The organism is Bradyrhizobium sp. BR13661 (assembly GCF_029892425.1).
In the GTDB taxonomy this organism is placed as follows: Bacteria; Pseudomonadota; Alphaproteobacteria; order Rhizobiales; family Xanthobacteraceae; genus Bradyrhizobium.
In genome coordinates this window covers 1-18,218 of record NZ_JARXWB010000020.1, presented here as the reverse complement: position 1 = coordinate 18,218, position 18,218 = coordinate 1, and the positions used below count along the sequence as shown (strand labels likewise).

The 18,218-nt window shown below is 61.6% G+C and carries 17 protein-coding genes and 1 pseudogene; 7 read left to right on the top strand and 11 right to left on the bottom strand.

Annotated features, from left to right (window positions below; genetic code table 11):
- Window positions 1-8: 8 nt before the first annotated feature.
- From virB9 to M2427_RS27825, 11 genes are all read right to left on the bottom strand, one after another.
- On the bottom strand, window positions 9-860 hold the full coding sequence (virB9, locus tag M2427_RS27875) for a P-type conjugative transfer protein VirB9 (RefSeq protein ID WP_280710081.1): 852 nt from the start codon (window positions 858-860) through the stop codon (window positions 9-11).
- On the bottom strand, window positions 857-1,528 hold the full coding sequence (locus M2427_RS27870) for a virB8 family protein (RefSeq protein ID WP_280710080.1): 672 nt from the start codon (window positions 1,526-1,528) through the stop codon (window positions 857-859). Before M2427_RS27870 ends, virB9 begins: the two co-directional genes overlap by 4 nt.
- A gap of 1 nt (window position 1,529) precedes the next feature.
- A complete protein-coding gene (locus M2427_RS27865; protein WP_280710079.1) occupies window positions 1,530-1,859 on the bottom strand; it encodes a type IV secretion pathway protein in 330 nt (109 codons plus the stop codon).
- Entirely contained in the window at window positions 1,856-2,842 is a 987-nt protein-coding gene (locus M2427_RS27860) for a type IV secretion system protein (RefSeq protein WP_280710078.1), read from the bottom strand. The genes M2427_RS27865 and M2427_RS27860 overlap by 4 nt, the downstream gene beginning before the upstream one ends.
- A 10-nt stretch (window positions 2,843-2,852) precedes the next feature.
- Window positions 2,853-3,089 carry an EexN family lipoprotein gene (locus M2427_RS27855; RefSeq protein ID WP_280710077.1) on the bottom strand — a complete coding sequence of 79 codons (237 nt, stop codon included), beginning with the start codon at window positions 3,087-3,089 and terminating at the stop codon, window positions 2,853-2,855.
- A gap of 2 nt (window positions 3,090-3,091) precedes the next feature.
- The gene (gene virB5 / locus M2427_RS27850; RefSeq protein ID WP_280710076.1) at window positions 3,092-3,814 is read right to left on the bottom strand and encodes a P-type DNA transfer protein VirB5; all 723 of its coding nucleotides are present in this window, start codon (window positions 3,812-3,814) and stop codon (window positions 3,092-3,094) included.
- Window positions 3,811-6,177, bottom strand: coding sequence for a VirB4 family type IV secretion/conjugal transfer ATPase (locus M2427_RS27845; RefSeq protein WP_280710075.1), 2,367 nt, complete (start codon window positions 6,175-6,177; stop codon window positions 3,811-3,813). The genes virB5 and M2427_RS27845 overlap by 4 nt, the downstream gene beginning before the upstream one ends.
- Window positions 6,170-6,508 (bottom strand): type IV secretion system protein VirB3, encoded by a 339-nt coding sequence (locus M2427_RS27840; RefSeq protein ID WP_280710074.1) that lies wholly within the window; start codon window positions 6,506-6,508, stop codon window positions 6,170-6,172. Before M2427_RS27840 ends, M2427_RS27845 begins: the two co-directional genes overlap by 8 nt.
- A complete protein-coding gene (locus M2427_RS27835; RefSeq protein ID WP_280710174.1) occupies window positions 6,508-6,804 on the bottom strand; it encodes a TrbC/VirB2 family protein in 297 nt (98 codons plus the stop codon). The genes M2427_RS27840 and M2427_RS27835 overlap by 1 nt, the downstream gene beginning before the upstream one ends.
- Window positions 6,805-6,876: 72 nt before the next feature.
- Entirely contained in the window at window positions 6,877-7,449 is a 573-nt protein-coding gene (locus M2427_RS27830; RefSeq protein WP_280710073.1) for a type IV secretion protein, read from the bottom strand.
- Window positions 7,450-7,496: 47 nt separating this feature from the next.
- Entirely contained in the window at window positions 7,497-8,132 is a 636-nt protein-coding gene (locus M2427_RS27825) for an acyl-homoserine-lactone synthase (RefSeq protein ID WP_280710072.1), read from the bottom strand.
- A 196-nt stretch (window positions 8,133-8,328) separates the two neighbouring features.
- On the opposite strand from M2427_RS27825, the gene M2427_RS27820 reads away from it, so the two are divergent.
- The 7 genes and pseudogenes from M2427_RS27820 to M2427_RS27790 form a co-directional block, all read left to right on the top strand.
- Entirely contained in the window at window positions 8,329-9,057 is a 729-nt protein-coding gene (locus M2427_RS27820) for an autoinducer binding domain-containing protein (RefSeq protein ID WP_280710071.1), read from the top strand.
- Window positions 9,058-9,764: 707 nt separating this feature from the next.
- On the top strand, window positions 9,765-9,941 hold the full coding sequence (locus M2427_RS27815) for a hypothetical protein (protein WP_280710070.1): 177 nt from the start codon (window positions 9,765-9,767) through the stop codon (window positions 9,939-9,941).
- Between the two features lie 201 nt (window positions 9,942-10,142).
- Window positions 10,143-11,069 carry a DUF3991 and toprim domain-containing protein gene (locus M2427_RS27810; protein ID WP_280710069.1) on the top strand — a complete coding sequence of 309 codons (927 nt, stop codon included), beginning with the start codon at window positions 10,143-10,145 and terminating at the stop codon, window positions 11,067-11,069.
- A gap of 293 nt (window positions 11,070-11,362) precedes the next feature.
- Complete coding sequence (locus M2427_RS27805) at window positions 11,363-11,965, top strand: DUF1419 domain-containing protein (RefSeq protein ID WP_280710068.1); 603 nt, start codon at window positions 11,363-11,365, stop codon at window positions 11,963-11,965.
- A gap of 11 nt (window positions 11,966-11,976) precedes the next feature.
- A complete protein-coding gene (locus tag M2427_RS27800; protein ID WP_280710067.1) occupies window positions 11,977-12,375 on the top strand; it encodes a DUF3085 domain-containing protein in 399 nt (132 codons plus the stop codon).
- Between the two features lie 86 nt (window positions 12,376-12,461).
- Window positions 12,462-17,558 (top strand): DEAD/DEAH box helicase family protein, encoded by a 5,097-nt coding sequence (locus M2427_RS27795; RefSeq protein WP_280710066.1) that lies wholly within the window; start codon window positions 12,462-12,464, stop codon window positions 17,556-17,558.
- Window positions 17,559-17,817: 259 nt separating this feature from the next.
- Window positions 17,818-18,120: pseudogene (locus tag M2427_RS27790) on the top strand (ParB N-terminal domain-containing protein); the annotation flags it as partial.
- Between the last annotated feature and the right edge of the window lie 98 nt (window positions 18,121-18,218).

The following is an 18,218-nucleotide window of genomic DNA, read 5'->3' as shown; positions in this document are numbered from 1 at the left end:
GGATCGGCCTATCGGGGTTTTACGGCTGGAGCTGACTTCCTGGCGCGCCGCTCAATCGAGGGACTTGTGGTGTTCGTGCCGGGATTGATCCCAACCGGGTCGAAAGCTTCATTGAAGATGCAGAGCACCACGGCCCCTTTGCGCAGCCGAAACTCGCGGGCTGTGGCATGGACGACCACAAGTTCGCCGCGGACATCCTTTGGCACCAGGCTTTCCGAGCCATCAGAATTGATCAGGTAAATCGCTGGGACTTCGCGGTTGCCTGCAAAGCGAAAGGTGGTCTCCTTGCCGTCGTCGAAGACGGCTTCAGGCTCGAGATCGACGGAGCCTTGGGCCGAAAAACGCCAGTTCCGTGCACCATAGGCATGATGAAGATCAAAGGTCTGGTCGATCAGAGCCCCTTCCCGCTCAACGCTGCGGGCGGCTGCCTCCGTGCGCCGTCGTTCGATCTCGTCGCCAGGATAGGCGAAGCGAACGACGAAGTAGCTGTCGGCCAACGTGGTCTCGGCGATCGACAGCTCAAACTGATAGGAGCGCTTTCGGCCATCCGCGCGTGTGGTGACGACCTGAAGATTGGTGGGCGGGTGCTTCTCACGCGGCTTGAGAAACAGGATCGAGCCAGCGGGCGCGACCTCCCATGCAACTGAATCGCCGATCGCGACATGGGCGACCTCTTCATCGTCACCAAACATGACCTGGGTCGACGCGCGAATGACCCCGTTGACCCGGACGACGTTGGTTGGGTCATAGGTGACAGTGCGCACGCGGGCGTCATGCTGACCCGGTGACGGCTGTTGCAGCGCCAGGACTGGGCCTGCAAGCGTGAGGGACAAGGCGATTGGGATGATGAGACGTTTCATGGCACGACCTCCGGATCGGCGCGATATTCCGAAACCTGAAAGCCGAGTGGATTGACCAGGCGATCGGCGGAGGACATCGGCGCATTGGCATAGGAAAACGTCAGCGTCGAAACCCAATGCGTGGTGCGGGTCTCTTCACCCTTTCGGCTTTCCTTCATGAAGCGAACGGAGGCCACGTTGTCGGCCAGAAGCGAGATTGCCTTGATCCGGACCGTCGCAACGCCAAACCGCCCTTGGACAACCTGCGGGCTTTCCGGGTTGGAGCCGCGGTACCAGGCCGCGAAACGGGCCTGCTCGCCTGATCCCGAAAGCAGAGAGATTGTCCGAAAATTGGTCTCCGCCTCGGGATAGCTGTAACCCTCGCGCGCGCGAACGTACCGTCCGAGAAAGTATTTGGTGACCGCCTCATCATAGCGCGCCGGTGTCGCCGTCATTGCCGAAACCGTATCGACGATGCCGGTGGCATTATCCACCCGAATGACGAACGGTTCGACCGTCTTCAACGGCGCTAACGCGGCGACCGCTCCAACAGATGCGACCGCCAATGCGCAAGCGGCTGCCGCGATGAACCATGCCGTTCGTCGTGAGCGATGAGCCGATAGCAACAAATCCTGCTCCCATCGCCGCGCATTCTCGAAATATGTCTTCAGGTCGTCGGGGCCGACCATCTCATGCCTCCTTGCCGCAGGGGTGGTAGGAGACGGCGACGTCGATGTGGCTGCGGGAAGCGGCGGAGCGTCCAGCTGACCCTGACGAGCCCGCATCCCCCTTTCGGATGAGGGGATCCGAGCCAATTGGCGGGGCTGCCTGTTCCGGGGCCGCCAGCGGCGTCCCGTTCTCCCAGTCCCACAGCGAGCGATTCAGCGGCCGTCGTGCCGAGCCGTCGCATGACGGCGGTGCTTTGGACCAGCTTGCACAGCCGCCAAGCCCGCACGCCATCACGGAAACCAGCAGCACGCGGGCGACCCATCGCGAGATATTATGCGTCTTTCGGCTCATGCGGCCTTGCTCCCCTGCGATTGAGTGCGGCGGAGGCTGCCGCCCTGGCGGCTCGCACGTAAGGCACTGAGGCCCTGGCTGGCGGACCAGCGGGCGCCAGCATAGGCGCCGCTCGCCGCGGCTGTGGCATTGGCAATGAGCGGGCTGGTTACCAGCCTGCTCGCGAGCGAGGCGCCGCCGCCAGCAAGGCCACCGGCGATGACCGGCAGCTGCAACGATATGTAGCCGGACAGGCCCAGAACCGCGCTGATAGCAACCGCAGCTACGACCATCTCTCCGGCGGTCCCGGCGTTGGTGCCGAACCGGTCGATGAAACCCGTGACCGTCGTCAGCATGAGGCCGACAAGAGCCACGACCAGGACCAGCAGGATCACAAAGTTTGCCACCTGCCGCAGCCAGGCCTCCGTAAAGGGCCTGGTCGCTTCAAAAAGCGCCATTGCGATGAAGACGGGACCAAGCGCGATGACGACGCCAAGTCCGACCTTGGCATAGAGCAGGATGGCAAATTGAAGGAAGGAGCCAATTGCCACAAAGACTAGAAGGATGGCCGCAATCAGCGCAGGCGCGATATTGGTCAAACCAGCTTGCTTATAGATCTTGTTAGCGACGTCGATACCCTTGGTAAGCAACTGATCGAACGGCGCTCCCGAATTGGTGTTCAGGCCGGAGCCCGCCAGCGCATTACCGATCTCCTTAGGAAGGCTGTCGAAAAATAGGCTCGTGACATATTGTTGGAACGCGCTCGAATTGGTTGCAAGCAAGACGACGAGCACAATCCGCATGGCGCGCCAGGCAAACTCCATGATCGGCCCGGAGATCGATCCGCGCATCACGGCAAAGCCGTATAGAACGACGTAAAGGGTCACGCCGACCCTCAGTGGGCCGTCGATGTAGGAAGCCAGATTTGAAACCGACGTCGATACAAAGGCCGTGATTGGCTGCTCAAATTCTTTTAGGAAGGTGTCGAAGACGTTTATTGACATTGTCGATTCCCTATTTCAGCGCGTCTTCCATTTCTTGAACGGTCAGCTTGTTGCGCGCTTCATTTGCGTTGACGCACTGCGGCGTTCGGCCGAGCTCTCCGGGATTTTCGCCACAGGCGTTGAGCACAGTGTCCAGTTCGTTTCGGTGATCGAGAAACCAGCCGACCGTCTTTGTTTCGGTTTTGGACGTCTCTTCGCAGCCGGATAAAGCAATGGCGAAGGCTAATAGGAGAGCTGGAGGTCTCATTCTCATTTCAGCGCCGCCTGTATCTCATCAACGAGCTGCTGTTCTTTTTCCCGCTCGCGCTGCCGATCCATGTCCGTGCGCGCCTGCTGGATCATCGCGAGCCCCTGCATCCGCAGCACGTCATTCTGGAGTAGCGCTTGTTCCGCCTGAAGGCGCGCGGAGAGATCGAGAACCTCTTTGACGTCGCTCGCGGAGCTGATGCGCGTTCTGAGCTGTTCGAGCGCATCGATACGCTGGGACGCCGTGTCGTAGACGGCCTGGCCGAGCGAGTGCTTCGCCCCGGTCTGACGGGCGATACGGTCGAGCTCGCCCTGATAATAGGAGTTGCCGCTATTGCCGGAGTAATACCGATTTTGTGAAAGATAGTGGTCGATGGCTTCGGCGAAGTTGCCGCTCCCCTGCCCCGAGGTCAGGCGTTCGATGTCCGAAAACTGCTGCGGCAACACCTTACGGAACTGGGGCGTATTGAGGAGCGTACCGATGTCGTTGGCGTTCGTGAGCTTGTTGAAGCTGTCGTAAAGCTGCTTTGCTTGCTTGAGTTGGTCTTGGGCCACCGCCAGCTGCGAGGTCAAGGTATCGACCTGCTTCTTCATTTCCATGAGTTGGTCGAGTTGCCGTGCAAAGACACTGGGATCAAACACAATGTCAGCGGCAACAGGGGAGACCATCGCCGACCCCAGCAGTGACAGCATGATGGAAGCAGAGAGAGCGCGTCGATGGATCATTTGGCGGACTTTCGTTGTGCATAAAACAGGGGGAGCCAGCGCGCCGGGTCTTCACCCGCCTCGCTGCGAATGCGATCGAGCAGTTCGACGGTCTCGGTGCGTCCCGACAGCACAGCCAGGGCATCGTCGAAACCGCGAAGATCGAGCTCGGCGACGACGGAGTTGTGGCCCTGCTTCACCAAGAACCGGTGGCTTTCGGGGGTGAGTTCTTCCTTGATCAGGCGAAACTCTGTGTCCGTCAAATGGAAGCCTTCGACATAGTCGGAGCGTGTGCCTCGCGCGTTGGGCAGGAATATCTGCGTCGGACACTGCTCGACGATGGTGTGCGCAATCGGGGATGCGAGGGCGTCGCGCGGCGATTGCGTGCCGAAAACCATCAACGCATTCTGCTTGCGGATCGTCTTGAGCTTGTTGTTGGCGAGATCCCGAAAGGCGTCATCGCCGAGCGCCTTCCAGAACTCGTCGATGTCGATGATCAACCGCCGCCCGTCGATCAGTTGCTCGACACGGTGAAAGAGATACATCATGAGCGGCGTGCGGACGGTCTGATGGTCCAGGAGGCTCGTCATGTCAAAGCCGATGGACCGCGCGTCCAACTGGATATCGTCCTGCTCGCTATCGAGCACCCAGCCAAATGGCGCCCCGCGGCACCACTGCTCCAGCCGAGCACCGATGCCTTCTCGATCCTGTTGACCCAGAAACGTGCGCAGGGCGCCAAACGAACGTTCAGCCCGCCGCAACTGACCAAGTGCGCGCAAGCCGGAGTCAATCCGCTCTCCTTCGGTCACGGAGAGTGGACGATTGCCCGGCGTAACGAGCTGCCGAACGAGCTGTCCGAGAAATGAGAGGTTTGCCGGCGTCAGCTCCATTGCCTTCAGGGGAGCGCAGCCGGTCGGGGTGCCGTTTTGAAGGGTTAGATACGTTCCGCCGGCGGCCCGGACAAAGATCTCCGCACCCCGGTCCTTGTCGAAAAAGACGTAAGTTGCGCCGAGCCGTTCGGCCTGCGAGAGCAAAAAGTTCTGAACGACGGTCTTGCCCGACCCCGACGGTCCGCAGATGAACGTGTTGCCGAGGTCGCCGTGGTGAAAGGAGAAGTAGAATGGCGATCCCGATGCGGTCTTGAGCATCGCAACCGCCGGTCCCCAATGGTTGCCGGCCGGTTTTCCGGTAGGATACGTATGAAACGGACAAAACGCTGCGAAATTGCGTGAACTAACGGCTCCGGAGCGGGCACGGTACTTGAATAGGCCCGGAAGCTGAGCCCAATAGGCCGCCTCAAGCCCTAGGTCCTCGCGGGCGACAACGGCGCCTGCATCTGCCAAGGCGCGTCGGGCCACGCTCATCTGGTTCTGCAGCTGCGTAGGCGTCTCGGCATAGCTCAGCAGCGAAAGATGATGGTCGCCTAAGACAAATCGATTGGACTCGAGATCATCGAGTGCATCGGACAGTTCGTCGATTTGCGAGGCCGCCGGGTCCTGCGCGGACACCAACTGGTTCTGTTTCCGCGTCAGAACCGTCTTGGCATCGGCTTTCGACAGGAACGCAAAGGACTGTGTGAGGATCAGCTCAAACGGCGCCGAAAGCAGTGTGTTGAGCAAGCCCGGCCGTGTGGACGCCGGATATTCCTTCATCCCGAACATGCCGGCGAAGCGCGATCCGCCGGTCCGTCGGATCTCGAGGGATTCGCGACCGAAGATGATTCGATTGGAATAAAGCGCCGGTCCAATCGGCCCCTGCGGCAAAGGCATCGGCATCCACTCGCTGGAGGCGATGCCGTGGAGCAACTCCATCGGCTCCGAGAACACGATGCCGTCGCGCTCGATCAGTCCAACAACACGGCTTCCATACCGATCGAGCGCCGCGGCAACATCGCGCGTCGCATCGTTCAATCGCTTCAGGGCATCATGATCGACTTCGGTCGCGGATCGAGTGCTTCGGCCGAGACGCTTAAAGAAGTCGGCCGCGACATCCGTTTTTCCCCGTCCGGGATGAAATACAAGCGTCAGGTAGAGATCATTGCGGAAAAGTGCTTCCTTCTGAAGCCGATCTCGGTATTCGGCATTGAGATCAGCAGCAAAGGGCGAGCGGAATACACCGTCCGGGTAGTCCGCCGTGCGCCGCCGCACCAGATGGGTCCAAAGCGCCAGCCGTGGATCGGCGATGTTGCGCAAGGTCAAGTTCAGCTTGGCATGCAAGTCATTCAGATTGGCCGTCTCGGCCGTCTCGAACGAGATGCCGTCGATCCGGATCACCGTGAGCAGCGCCCGGGTGGTGAGGCTGACGACCGTATCGGTCACGTGACGGCCGAACGGCAGGTAGGTAGCGGGCTCGATCTCCCGGGCCTTCATAGCTGACTTACGCATAGCCGAGGTCCGCCACTTGATGCCGCCGGATGAGCCGGAGCGGCGTGCAGGATGATCCGCCCCAGAGTTGAGAGTTCCGGGCGCGGCCCCGCGTCTCCAACCAGGCAAGCAGAATTCTGAACATGTTGGGATCACGCTGGCAGATGATCCGGCAGAGCGTGTGGATAGGAAGTGCGACCAGAGCGTAGACGATGCTTCCCGCCGCAAGAAAGAGAATGCAGGAAAACATGACGTTGAACGCCATAGCTTCCACAGTGACGCCGGCGATCATGGCGGGACGGGTGCACGCCAGGAACAACGTGTCTTCCGTCAGACGTGTGGCCTCAAACATTAGTGGCCGCCAGTCAGGGTCGAGACCACCTCGGACGCGCCGAATGTGATGGCGACTCCGAGCACGACATAGGCCGCTTTCCGCAGATCGAGGTAGCCGAACATCCAGGCGATACCGACGATGATCACCGCCAGCGTGGCCAAAAGGCGGGCGACGTTGCCTGTGAGCATATTGACGATGTTTTGCAATACGCCTTCAATGTTTGCTGTTTGCGCCATCGCCGGCTCAACGAGGGCGATGCTGAGGACGGCGGCCATCGCCAGCAGCGCGCCGGAATTCTTAAGACGAGAAACCATGTATGGGCTCCAATTGCAGTGTTTGTTGGAAAGGCTGGTGTTCGCGACACCGGTCGAGATGAAGCAATGCATTCAGCGCTTGTAGACGAGCGCGGACTCGCCGATGCCGGCGCGATAAACATCCCAGCGCGGCGCATCGTTAGGTCCGGCGGATGTCTGCATCGTCGCCTTGGAGGGGTCGGGAGAAGGACTAGCACTGACCGATGTACGCGGCTCAGTGCGAGACCTCGGCGTGGCGATCGCTGCGGTCGCAAAGTTGGCGATGACGCTGGCAACTGCCCGGTCGTGATCCGGCTGCTTCATTTCCGCGGCCCGCAATCGCGCATCAAATAGTCGGCTCAGGCCGGCGATATGCTTGCACGCATCAAAGGTCGTGGAGATCGAGAGGCCCGCTTCCTGCATGTCCTTGCCATCGAGCTGCGCGAGCCCGATGCGAGTGGCTTGGCCGCTTGAAAACGCCTCGGTCGCGAGTTCAATGGCCTCGCTGCGGTCCGACGCTTGAATCGGGACTGGTCTAGGCTGAGCAATTGTGATGAGCAGCGGCTCATAGGCGCTTGCTCTCTCCACGATCGTGGTCAACGGCTGAATGTACGCTGTCGTCGGAGCGCACCGTTCGATCATTGCTGCGAAAGCTGTGGGATCCATTCTGGAACCTTTGGAGCGGGTATCGGAGAAAAAGGAGCCGCGAACAACTATGCTGCGAGCGCGATGTTTGCCGGCGTGATGATTGCGCGCTCGTGGATATTCCCCGTTGCCTGAACAGCGCGGAGAGCATCGTCTGTAACGGGCAATAGACCAGCGACAGCCTTGGTGCTGCCGATCTGCCTTGGAGAGCCGAGGCGATCCAGATGCCATCCTGCTCGACGCAGGATGCGTTCCATCCGCAAATCGGTGACAGTCGCAATTGCGTGGAGGTTACGCTGTAGCCCCCAGTCGATCATCGCAGCGAAGAGAAGAAACGTTGCGCTCTTCAACCCATTCATAGTTGGAGTTTCTGAAGCCTGCGCGTCGACGCAGAATCTTGAGCTCTCCCAGATCGCCGGGCTGTTCGGCGCGCCTCGCCCATCCAAAAGAACCGGGAATGTGTTTGCCAACATGTTGTGGCCAGTAGTCGGCAGCAAACGCACACAGCCGAGCACATTCCGTTGATCAATAGCCAAAAGATATTGGGGCATAAGATCATCGTATTGATCGATCTCGAGACCGTTCGAAATCGACACGTCCCACTCCAAGCGTTCGCCAAAAACGCGACGTCGGAGGCTGTGCATTCCGAACATTAAATCAGAATGGTTCAAAAGAGCAGAACGTGAGAGGGCGACGACTTTCATCTTAGTTCTCCAACTCCGAATCAAACGGCGTTGAAGCCAACAAAGCAGCGGTGATCGCGATCCGGCTCTGTCAGTTTTGACAGGGTCATTTCGAAGCATGTCTCGCCCCAAAGCTGCCGCAACCATTTCATACACGTACACACGCAGCGCGGGAGATCGTGCCTAAACCAAACAAAGAACCTGATGACGGGGTGTGATGAAGAAATACGTTGAACGAACATGCAGTGAATTTTTGGAAGGGCTCCAAATTGCTGTCACCGAGGACGACTTCAAGCGCGTTGCGGAGCGAACGGCTCATGCGCTGGGGTTCCGTTGGTTCGCGTATTTTGTGCGCCACGCGCATGGAGCGCACCTAATCTCGTGTTATCCGAAGAAGTGGACTGATCATTATTTTCACGAGGGCTACGACCGGATCGATCCCGTTTTGCAGAAGCCGCAGGTATTCACGCCTATGACTGTGTGGGATGGGCGAAGTGCGCGAAGCGCAAAATCACCAAAACAGCGCCGCATGTTCGACGATGCATTGAACTTCAGAATCCGGACAGGGCTGACGCTTCAGATTCCAACCGGACAGAGTCAGTTCGCGGCGTTTACATTAGCTGTAGACGATCGCAGTCTGGGGCTCGACCGCTTCATTGAGGCCTCGCAGGATCTTCTACATATGGTAGGGATCAATTATCACGCGCATGTCCGTGCAAAGGTTGATCTTACTGACGTCAGTAGTCGGAAGGAAATTCCGCTCACGCATCGTGAACGCCAATGCCTCGCCTGGACGTCCGACGGCAGGACGATGCAGGACATCGCCGACCTGCTCGGAGTGAGTCCGCGGGGTGTGAAGTTTCATCTGGACAATGCGAGACGGAATCTCTCTGCACTTACCCTTCCGCATGCTGTGGCGCTCGCCCTGCGGCAAGGTTTGCTTTGAGAATCACAGAATGAAGCCGTTAGGCTAGTTTGGCGGGCTCAACCTCCATGCGTCCGCTTGCTGGCCGTCGTGGGTTGAATGTCGGATAGGGTGCTGACTCGACGGAGTGATTGTTCAGATCGAGTCAGGATGTGTCAGGCGTCGCCCTGACGGGCCGGGCTGTCGGCTTCGCTGAAGCCCGCAAGCGGTCTTCCCCCTCGCGGGCGTCCATCCCTGACGCAAGAAGTATGGGCGGAGGTAGGCTGCTGAAATCCGACGACGGAATGTTCACATCCTCAAGCAGCAATTCCTTCGCTTCTTCTATTTTTACGTAGCGTGCGTTCCGTCGTCGAAACTTCATCTGTGCCTTACCGTGCGCCCCCCGCTCAGGGCCGACACGTGCGCCTGGCAGTACAAAGCAACAGACTCGCTCGCAATCTGGCTGAACTCTTTCGCTGACAAATCTCTGTTTCTGAAATGATGAGGACCGCGAACCGCGGGGTATCCACGGTAGCTATGACGTTCTGCGTCGGGCTTCCGGGGGAGCAACACCCCGCTCTCGAATGGCTGTCCTTGTTTCGGGTGCGGCCTTCTACGATCAACCCGCGAGGGGTTCGCTACGCAAGCGTGCGACCTCTTCGGCTGCGCCTGCGAGGTGACCGCGGCCACTCCCGAACACTTCGGCGCCGCCGAGCGGGGATGGTCCCTGCTCCGAACGGGAGCCGCACATGTCGCACAATCTCACCTTTGCTCAGGATCAAGCTTTCGATCTCGCCCGCACATTGATGGTCCCAGTCGTTCTCTTCCAAATCGATGACGAATTCGGCGTCATGATTTCAAGCGAATACGACGGCGAGGAGGGAGCCATCGTGCATGAGTACGACCCGTGGTGCCCGGCTCATTGAACCGGGCAACCGCTGTGCCGCTGGCGCCATGCCGGCGGCAAGGGAGGCTTCGCCGCGGCCTAACCTGCCACATTGGACAGCTGGTCAACGCGCCCTGGCCTCCGGCGAGGCTCCGCGGCCGGCCAGTTCCGTTCCGAAATTGCGGATCAGAAAAACTGAAGAAGGGACCGGGTGCTGCGTTGAGCGCGTTCGGAGGGAAATATGGAAAAGAAGGACATTGAAGAGTTGCGCAGCAAGGTGGTTTGCGCGGCCGTACTTGAACGCGAGGGATGGAAAATCGACCTGAAGGAAAGTACCCGGCGTGCGCTCAAATACCGTAGCGGTGCCGACATCATCATCGTCATCCACGAAGGGCGCGGCTGGTTCGATCCTCTCTCGCCTGCCAAAGGGGACGTCTTCGATCTCGCAAAGCATTTTGGCGCGAATGGATTCCCGGAGGCCTGCGATCGCGTCGCTGCGCTTGTCGGCTTCGTTGTGACGTTGCCGGTCTGGAAGCGAGCGCCCAAACCGGCGGCGACGGCGTCCATCGCCAGCAGATGGTCCCGCCGGCGACCGCCAAGGCCTGGCTCGGCGACCTGGAACTATCTCGCCGAACAGCGCGGCATTCCCGACAGCATTATCGCTGTCGTGGTTGCTCGAGGCGGGCTGCGGGAGGGCCTGCAAGGTAGCATGTGGGCGGCACATGACGATCTTGCCGGCCGTATCATTGGCTGGGAAGAGCGTGGTCCGCATTGGCGCGGCTTCGCCACCGGCGGGACCAAAGAACTCTTTCGTTTCGGGCCGACGGACGCTGAGCGGATTTGCATCACCGAAGCTGCGATCGATGCCATGAGCCTGGCCGCGATCGAAGTGCAGCGCTCCCACACGCTATATGTCAGCACTGGTGGTGGCTGGTCGCCGGCCACGGAGCAAGCCATCCGCTGTTTGGCTGAGCGCGCGAACGTTCGGCTTGTGGCTGCGACCGATAACAATCGGCAAGGTGACGTCTACGCCGAGCGTATTCGCAAGATTGCCGGCGAAACCGGCATTGAATGTACGCGATCACGACCGCGAGCCGGTGACTGGAACGAAGATCTAAGAGGTCTGCTCGGCGGACCGGCCTATGGGCTGCTCGCGACCATTCAATGATTACCGTGATGTCCGGAGAACTCGGCCCCGGGTGCGTCGTGCGAGGCCGAGCAGGCGGATGAGAGTCCGAGCGCACGGATAAAGGAAAAGCGCGAGAGGGAAACACGAAATGAGAAAGGAGGAATGACGTGCCGCATGCCCGGCCGGCGCGTCAAGGGAGGCTTCGCCCGCTCCGCGGCCCTTGACCCTCCGGACCGGAGAGGCGGCCGCGAAGAAGGGTCAAGGGCTGAAGAAGATGGCGAGCCAAAGGGTAAGCCGCGCTTCAGTCCGACTAGGCTGAAAGGAGCCCTCCCATGATCCCCTCTCCGATCCGCAAGGTCTATCAAGGCATCGCCGACCGCCGGCAGATGTTCCGGATGTTCGATCGACATTCGCAGAGGCCGAACCGCCCCGAAGTCGATGCGACCGCGCTCTATTCGGGCGAATGGTTTGAGATTGGCCAAATCGAATACGACTACATGCTCGAGATCCTGCCACCACTTTGGATGCGCAGTGGGATGTTCGCGATGCGCGAATTTCTCACCGGCAACGTCACCAGCGTCTTCTTCGCGCTAACGATCGGCCGTCGCGTCCGTCACTTCCACGGCTATTGTAATCTCTTGGAGCGCTCTTCGCCCGACCGGCTGCGCACCGCGATCGTCGAACGAGAATCGCAGCCCGTGATGGCGATGTCGCGTGAAGAGCGGGTTGAGCACATCTGGTCAAGCACGCACAACGATTACCGCGGCTACGCTGGCGAGCGATGGGCCCATCATCAATGTGGCAAGCGCACGGTGCTGCTCTACGGTGGTCAGCGCGGCACTGTGCTGAAGCTGCTCGACCAACTTACCGACGCGGAGATTTCAGCGAAGCTGCCGGTGCACCTGCGCTACCTGCCCGACGCGATCGCGGCGTGAGGGAGAGCGCAATGTTCACATTCCCCATCCCCGCCGTCCGCAGGGTTATTGAACGTGGAAAGTCCGACGCCGCCGCCAACAGCGGGTTCCGCAATCCCTATTACGGCCAAAAACCGGGTAAGGGCGAGAAGCCTGGGCTCTGGCTTGTGGGTGACAACGGCGTTTACATCATGTCGAACGGCAAGCTCGGTGACGGTGATCGACCACTCGTGGTCTATTCCGAGGAATGCCATCCGGTCGGCAATCCGGACTGGTTCGATTACAAGCGACGCCATTTCGGCGGCGATGACAGCATCGAGTTCATCGAGACCGAGCGGTTCGTCCCGCTCATCAATCGTGATTTTCGATACACCCATCTGCGGGTGCAGCTGAGCGAGACAGACATCTCGCTGTCGCTCATCATCCGCTAGCGCCTCCCATCCCTATTCACCGGACCACCCGCCGAGGCAGCTCGGCGGGACGACGGCACGTGCCCTCATCTCAAGGACAATTTCCAATGGCTCAAGACGATCCCTTCACCCTCGACCTCTTCAACAGTTCCGCCCTTTCCTCTGGCCTCGGCGTCACCGCCTTCGCCGACGGCATCACCGACGACCCGGACGAAGGCGAGGATCCTGATCCGTCGACGCCGGCCCCATCGCTTCCGGTCGCGGCGGTCACACGCTCTGCTTCATCCGCTCCGCGAGAGCGCGAGACGAACTTCCATCTCGCGGGTGAGCGCGCCCTGGCCAAGGGATGGAAGGAGCGCGCCCGCGACAACATCGTGGCGATCCGGCTCGCCGCGGCAATCGAGGCCGATGGGCGTGCGGCGACTGTCGTAGAGCAGGAGCGGCTGATCCGCTTCACCGGCTTCGGAGCCTCCGACCTTGCGAACTTCGTGTTCCGGCGCCCGGGCGAGGCGGAATTCCGCAAGGGCTGGGAGGCGATTGGAGCGGAGCTGGAGGATGCCGTCGGCGATCTCGACCACGCCTCGCTCGCGCGCTGCACCCAATATGCGCACTTCACGCCCGAGTTTATCGTCCGTGCGATCTGGGCAGGCCTGCGGCGCCTCGGCTGGCGCGGCGGCCGCGTGCTCGAGCCCGGCATCGGCACCGGGCTGTTTCCCGCGCTGATGCCGGAAGGACTTCGGGACGTCTCGCACGTCACCGGTATCGAGCTGGATCCCGTTACGGCGCGCATCGCGCGCCTGTTGCAGCCGCGGGCGCGGATCGTGACCGGAGACTTCGCGCGCACCGAATTGCCTGGGAACTTCGATCTCGCCATCGGCAATCCGCCGTTCTCTGACCGCACCGTACGCTCCGACCGCGCATATCGGTCTATGGGGCTGCGATTGCACGATTATTTTATTGCGCGTGCGATCGACCTTCTGAAGCCGGGGGCGCTGGCCGCCTTCGTCACCAGCTCGGGCACGATGGACAAGGCGGATGCATCGGCGCGCGAGCACATCGCGAAGTCGGCCGACCTGATTGCGGCGATCCGGCTGCCCGAGGGGAGTTTTCGCGCCAGCTCCGGTACCGACGTCGTCGTCGATATCCTGTTCCTGCGCAAGCGCAAGATCGGAGATCCGGAACGAAGTCTGTCATGGCTCGATGTCGACGAGGTGCGGCCGGCGACAGAAGACGAGAGCGCGATCCGCGTGAACCGATGGTTCACGAAGCATCCAGAATTCGTGCTTGGCACGCACGCTCTCGCCTCTGGTCCGTTCGGCGAGACCTATGCGTGCCTGCCGCGCGAGGGCGAGGATCTCGAAGCGGCGCTGACGGCTGTAGTCGGTCTCCTTCCCGAAGACCGCTACGACGGCGAGCCCGATGTGATCGAGCTCCATCTGGAGGATGCGGATGATCAGAGCGTCCTAGATCTGCCGTCCGATCGGCATGTGCGCGAGGGCAGCTATTTCTTCGACAAGGCCCACGGCCTGATGCAACTCCTCGACGGCGTGCCTGTCGCCGTGAAGGCCCGTAAGGGGCGCATGGCCGAGGGCATTCCCGAGAAGCATGTTCGCGTCATTCGGAAGTTGATCCCGGTCCGCGATGCAGTCCGTGAGGTGTTGAAGGCGCAGGAGCTCGACCAGCCGTGGAAAGACGCGCAGGTCAGGCTGCGCATCGCCTGGTCGAACTTCGTCCGCGACTTCGGCCCGATCAACTTCACGACCGTCTCCATGACGGAAGACGAAGAGACCAGCGAGGTGCGCGAGACGCATCGCCGGCCGAACATCCAGCCCTTCCTCGATGACCCCGACTGCTGGCTCGTCGCCTCGATCGAGGACTACGACCTCGAGACCAACACCGCGAAGCCCGGTCCGATCTTCACCGAGCGGGTGATCGCGCCGCCGGCTGCACCCGTCATCGGCAGCGCGGCCGATGCGCTGGTCGTCGTGCTCAACGAGCGCGGGCATGTCGACATCGACCACGTCGCCGAGCTGCTGCACCGAGAATGCGACGACGTCGTCGCCGAACTCGGCAGCGCGGTCTTCCGCGATCCTGCGGACGGCTCGTGGCAGACGGCCGATTCCTACCTCTCCGGTCCCGTCCGTGACAAACTGAGGGCTGCGGAGGCCGCGGCTGCGCTCGATCCGTCCTACGAACGCAATGTCACGGCGCTGCAAGCCGTGCAGCCCGCCGACCTCAAGCCGTCCGATATCACTGCGCGTCTCGGCGCGCCCTGGATTCCGGCCACCGACATCGTCGCCTTCGTCAAGGAGACGATGGACGCCGAGATCAGGATCCATCACATGCCGGAATTGGCGTCGTGGACCGTGGAAGCCCGGCAGCTCGGATGGATGGCGGCCGGCACGTCGGAATGGGGCACGGACCGCCGGCACGCAGGCGAGTTGCTCGCCGATGCACTGAACAGCCGCGTGCCGCAGATCTTCGACACAATCAAGGACGGCGACAGCGAGCGGCGCGTGCTCAACGTCGTCGACACGGAAGCAGCAAAGACTAAGCTGCAGAAGATCAAGGATGCCTTCCAGCGCTGGATCTGGTCCAACCCCGATCGCACCGACCGGCTGGCGCGCGTCTACAACGACCGCTTCAACAACATCGCGCCCAGAGCGTTCGACGGTTCGCACCTGAAGTTACCCGGCGCCTCTGGCGCCTTTGTTCTTTATGGGCACCAGAAGCGCGGTATCTGGCGCATCATCGCCGCGGGCTCGACCTACCTCGCGCACGCCGTCGGCGCCGGCAAGACTATGACGATGGCCGCCGCAATCATGGAGCAGCGCAGGCTCGGCCTCGTCGCCAAGGCGATGCTCGTCGTGCCCGGCCACTGCCTGGCGCAGGCCGCCCGCGAGTTCCTTGCACTCTACCCGAACGCGCGCATCCTGGTCGCCGACGAAACCAACTTCACCAAGGACAAGCGGCACCGCTTCCTGTCGCGCGCCGCGACGGCGACCTGGGACGCGATCATCATCACTCATTCGGCGTTCCGCTTCATCAGCGTGCCCTCGGCCTTCGAGCAGCAGATGATCCAGGACGAGCTCGAGCTCTACGAAACCCTGCTGACCAAGGTCGAAAGCGACGATCGCGTCTCGCGCAAGCGCCTCGAGCGCTTGAAGGAGGGATTACAGGAGCGGCTAGAATCGCTCGCAACCCGCAAGGACGACCTTCTGACCATCTCCGAGATCGGCGTCGACCAAATCATCGTCGACGAGGCGCAGGAGTTCAGGAAGCTCTCCTTCGCCACCAACATGTCGACGCTGAAGGGCGTCGACCCCAACGGTTCGCAGCGCGCCTGGGACCTCTACGTCAAGTCGCGCTTCATTGAGACGAAGAACCCGGGCCGTGCGCTGGTGCTCGCTTCCGGTACGCCGATCACAAACACGCTCGGCGAGATGTTTTCGGTGCAGCGCTATCTCGGACATGCCGCGCTATCGGAGCGCGGGTTGCATGAGTTCGATGCCTGGGCGAGCACGTTCGGCGATGTCACGACCGAGCTCGAGCTCCAGCCCTCCGGCAAATACAAGCCGGTCACGCGCTTCGCCACCTTTGTCAACGTGCCGGAGCTGATCGCCATGTTCCGCTCCTTCGCGGACGTGGTGATGCCTGAGGACCTGCGCCAGTACGTGAAGGTGCCAGCCATATCGACCGGAAAACGGCAGATCCTGACCGCGAAGCCGTCTCCGGCGTTCAAGCGCTACCAGACCCTGCTCGGTGAGCGCATCAAGGCGATCGAGGAGCGCGACCGCGCACCAGAGCCCGGCGACGACATCCTGCTGTCGGTCATTACCGACGGCCGCCACGCGGCCATCGACCTGCGCCTGGTGGACCCGGACAACGACAATGAAGCCGAGAACAAGCTGAACCTGCTGGTCGGCAACGCCTTCCGCATCTGGAGCGAGACGGCCGCGAACAACTACGTGCGCACGGACGGAAAACCCTTCGAGTTGCCCGGCGCGGCACAGATGATCTTCTCCGACCTCGGCACGATCGGCGTCGAGAAGAGCCGCGGCTTCTCCGCCTATCGCTGGATCCGCGATGAGCTCGTCCGCATGGGCGTGCCGGCTTGCGAAATCGCCTTCATGCAAGACTACAAGAAGTCCGAGGCGAAGCAGCGGCTGTTCGGCGATGTGCGCGCTGGCAAGGTCCGCTTCCTGATCGGCTCCTCCGACACGATGGGCACCGGCGTCAACGCCCAGCTTCGCTTGAAGGCTCTTCACCACCTCGACGTGCCCTGGCTGCCCTCGCAGATCGAGCAGCGCGAGGGCCGCATCGTACGGCAGGGTAACCAGCATGACGAGGTCGATATCTTCGCCTACGCGACCGAAGGCAGCCTCGATGCGCAGATGTGGCAGAACAACGAGCGCAAGGCCCGCTTCATCGCTGCCGCGCTGTCCGGTGACACCTCGATCCGCCGGCTGGAGGACATGGGTGAAAGCCAGGCCAACCAGTTCGCCATGGCGAAGGCGATCGCCTCTGGCGACCCGCGCCTGATGCAGAAGGCTGGCCTCGAGGCCGACATCGCGCGGCTCGAACGGCTGCGGGCTGCGCACATCGATGATCAGCACGCGGTGCGCCGGCAGATGCGCGATGCCCAGCGCGACATCCAGCTCTCGGCCCGCCGCATCAGTGAGATCGGCCAGGACATCGAGCGCCTCACACCGACCGCCGGCGATGCGTTCAGCATGTCCGTGACGGGAACCCCGTTTATGGAACGCAAGCTCGCTGGGCGCGCATTGATGAAGGAGATCCTGACGCTGGTGCAGCTTCAGCAGGAAGGCGAGACCGTCATCGCCTCGATCGGGGGTTTCAACGTCGCGTACAGTGGAGAGCGCATCGGCCGCGACGGCTACCGCTACACCACCATGCTCCAGCGAACCGGCACCGAATACGAGATCGAGTTGCCGGTGACGGTGACGCCGCTCGGTGCGGTCGCCCGCCTCGAGCACGCGCTGGGCGACTTCGAGGGCGAGCGGGAGCGCTACCGCCAGCGCCTCACTGAGGGTCGCCGACGGCTCTCCTCCTACGAGTCCCGCGATGGCGGGGACTGCGCATTCTCTGGCGAGCTTGCCGAAAAGCGCCGGCAGCTTGCTGAGGTGGAAAAAGCCTTGGCGGAAGACGGCGAGAGCGCCGGCCAGCTGGCTACGGCCGCCTGAACGAAAGAAGGGGAGCGAGGAAGGAAATAGGCCGGTTCGCAGATCGGGCGGGCCGCCGACGCTATCGCTCAACCGGCGCCTGCGCGATCCCAGCCCGTCGTCCTGCGCAGGGCTTTGGCCCTGCTGGTCCTGCCGGGCAGGGATGCTCGGCCGCAGTTGCACCGGCCCGTCCGCTCCGCGGGGCCCAGGGGGGTCTTCGGGAAGAAGACGAGAAAGGACCGGCGTTGCCGGTCCGCAAACCCCAAAAGGATCCATTCCCATGCAACTCATCAAGGTCGATCCGCGCGCGCTGAAGGAGAACCCCGACCGCATGCGCCAGACCAAGTCGACGCCGCAAGCCGACGCGCTGCTGCTCGCCACGATCAAGGCCGTCGGCATCGTGCAGCCGCCCGTTATCACGCCGGAAATCGGCGGCGGAAACGGCTACTTGATCAATGCAGGCCACCGCCGCGTCAAGCAGGCGATCGCCGCCGGCCTCGAAGAGATCGACGTGCTGGTCGACGAGGCGGCGAACGACAACGGCGCCATGCGCTCGATGGTCGAGAACATCGCCCGTGAGGCGCTGTTAGGTTCTGTATCGCAACTGTCCTCTTAGAGTCGTAGGTCCGTCATGGGAATCGACGACATTAACGGGGCATTTCGAGGAAGGCACACAGACGT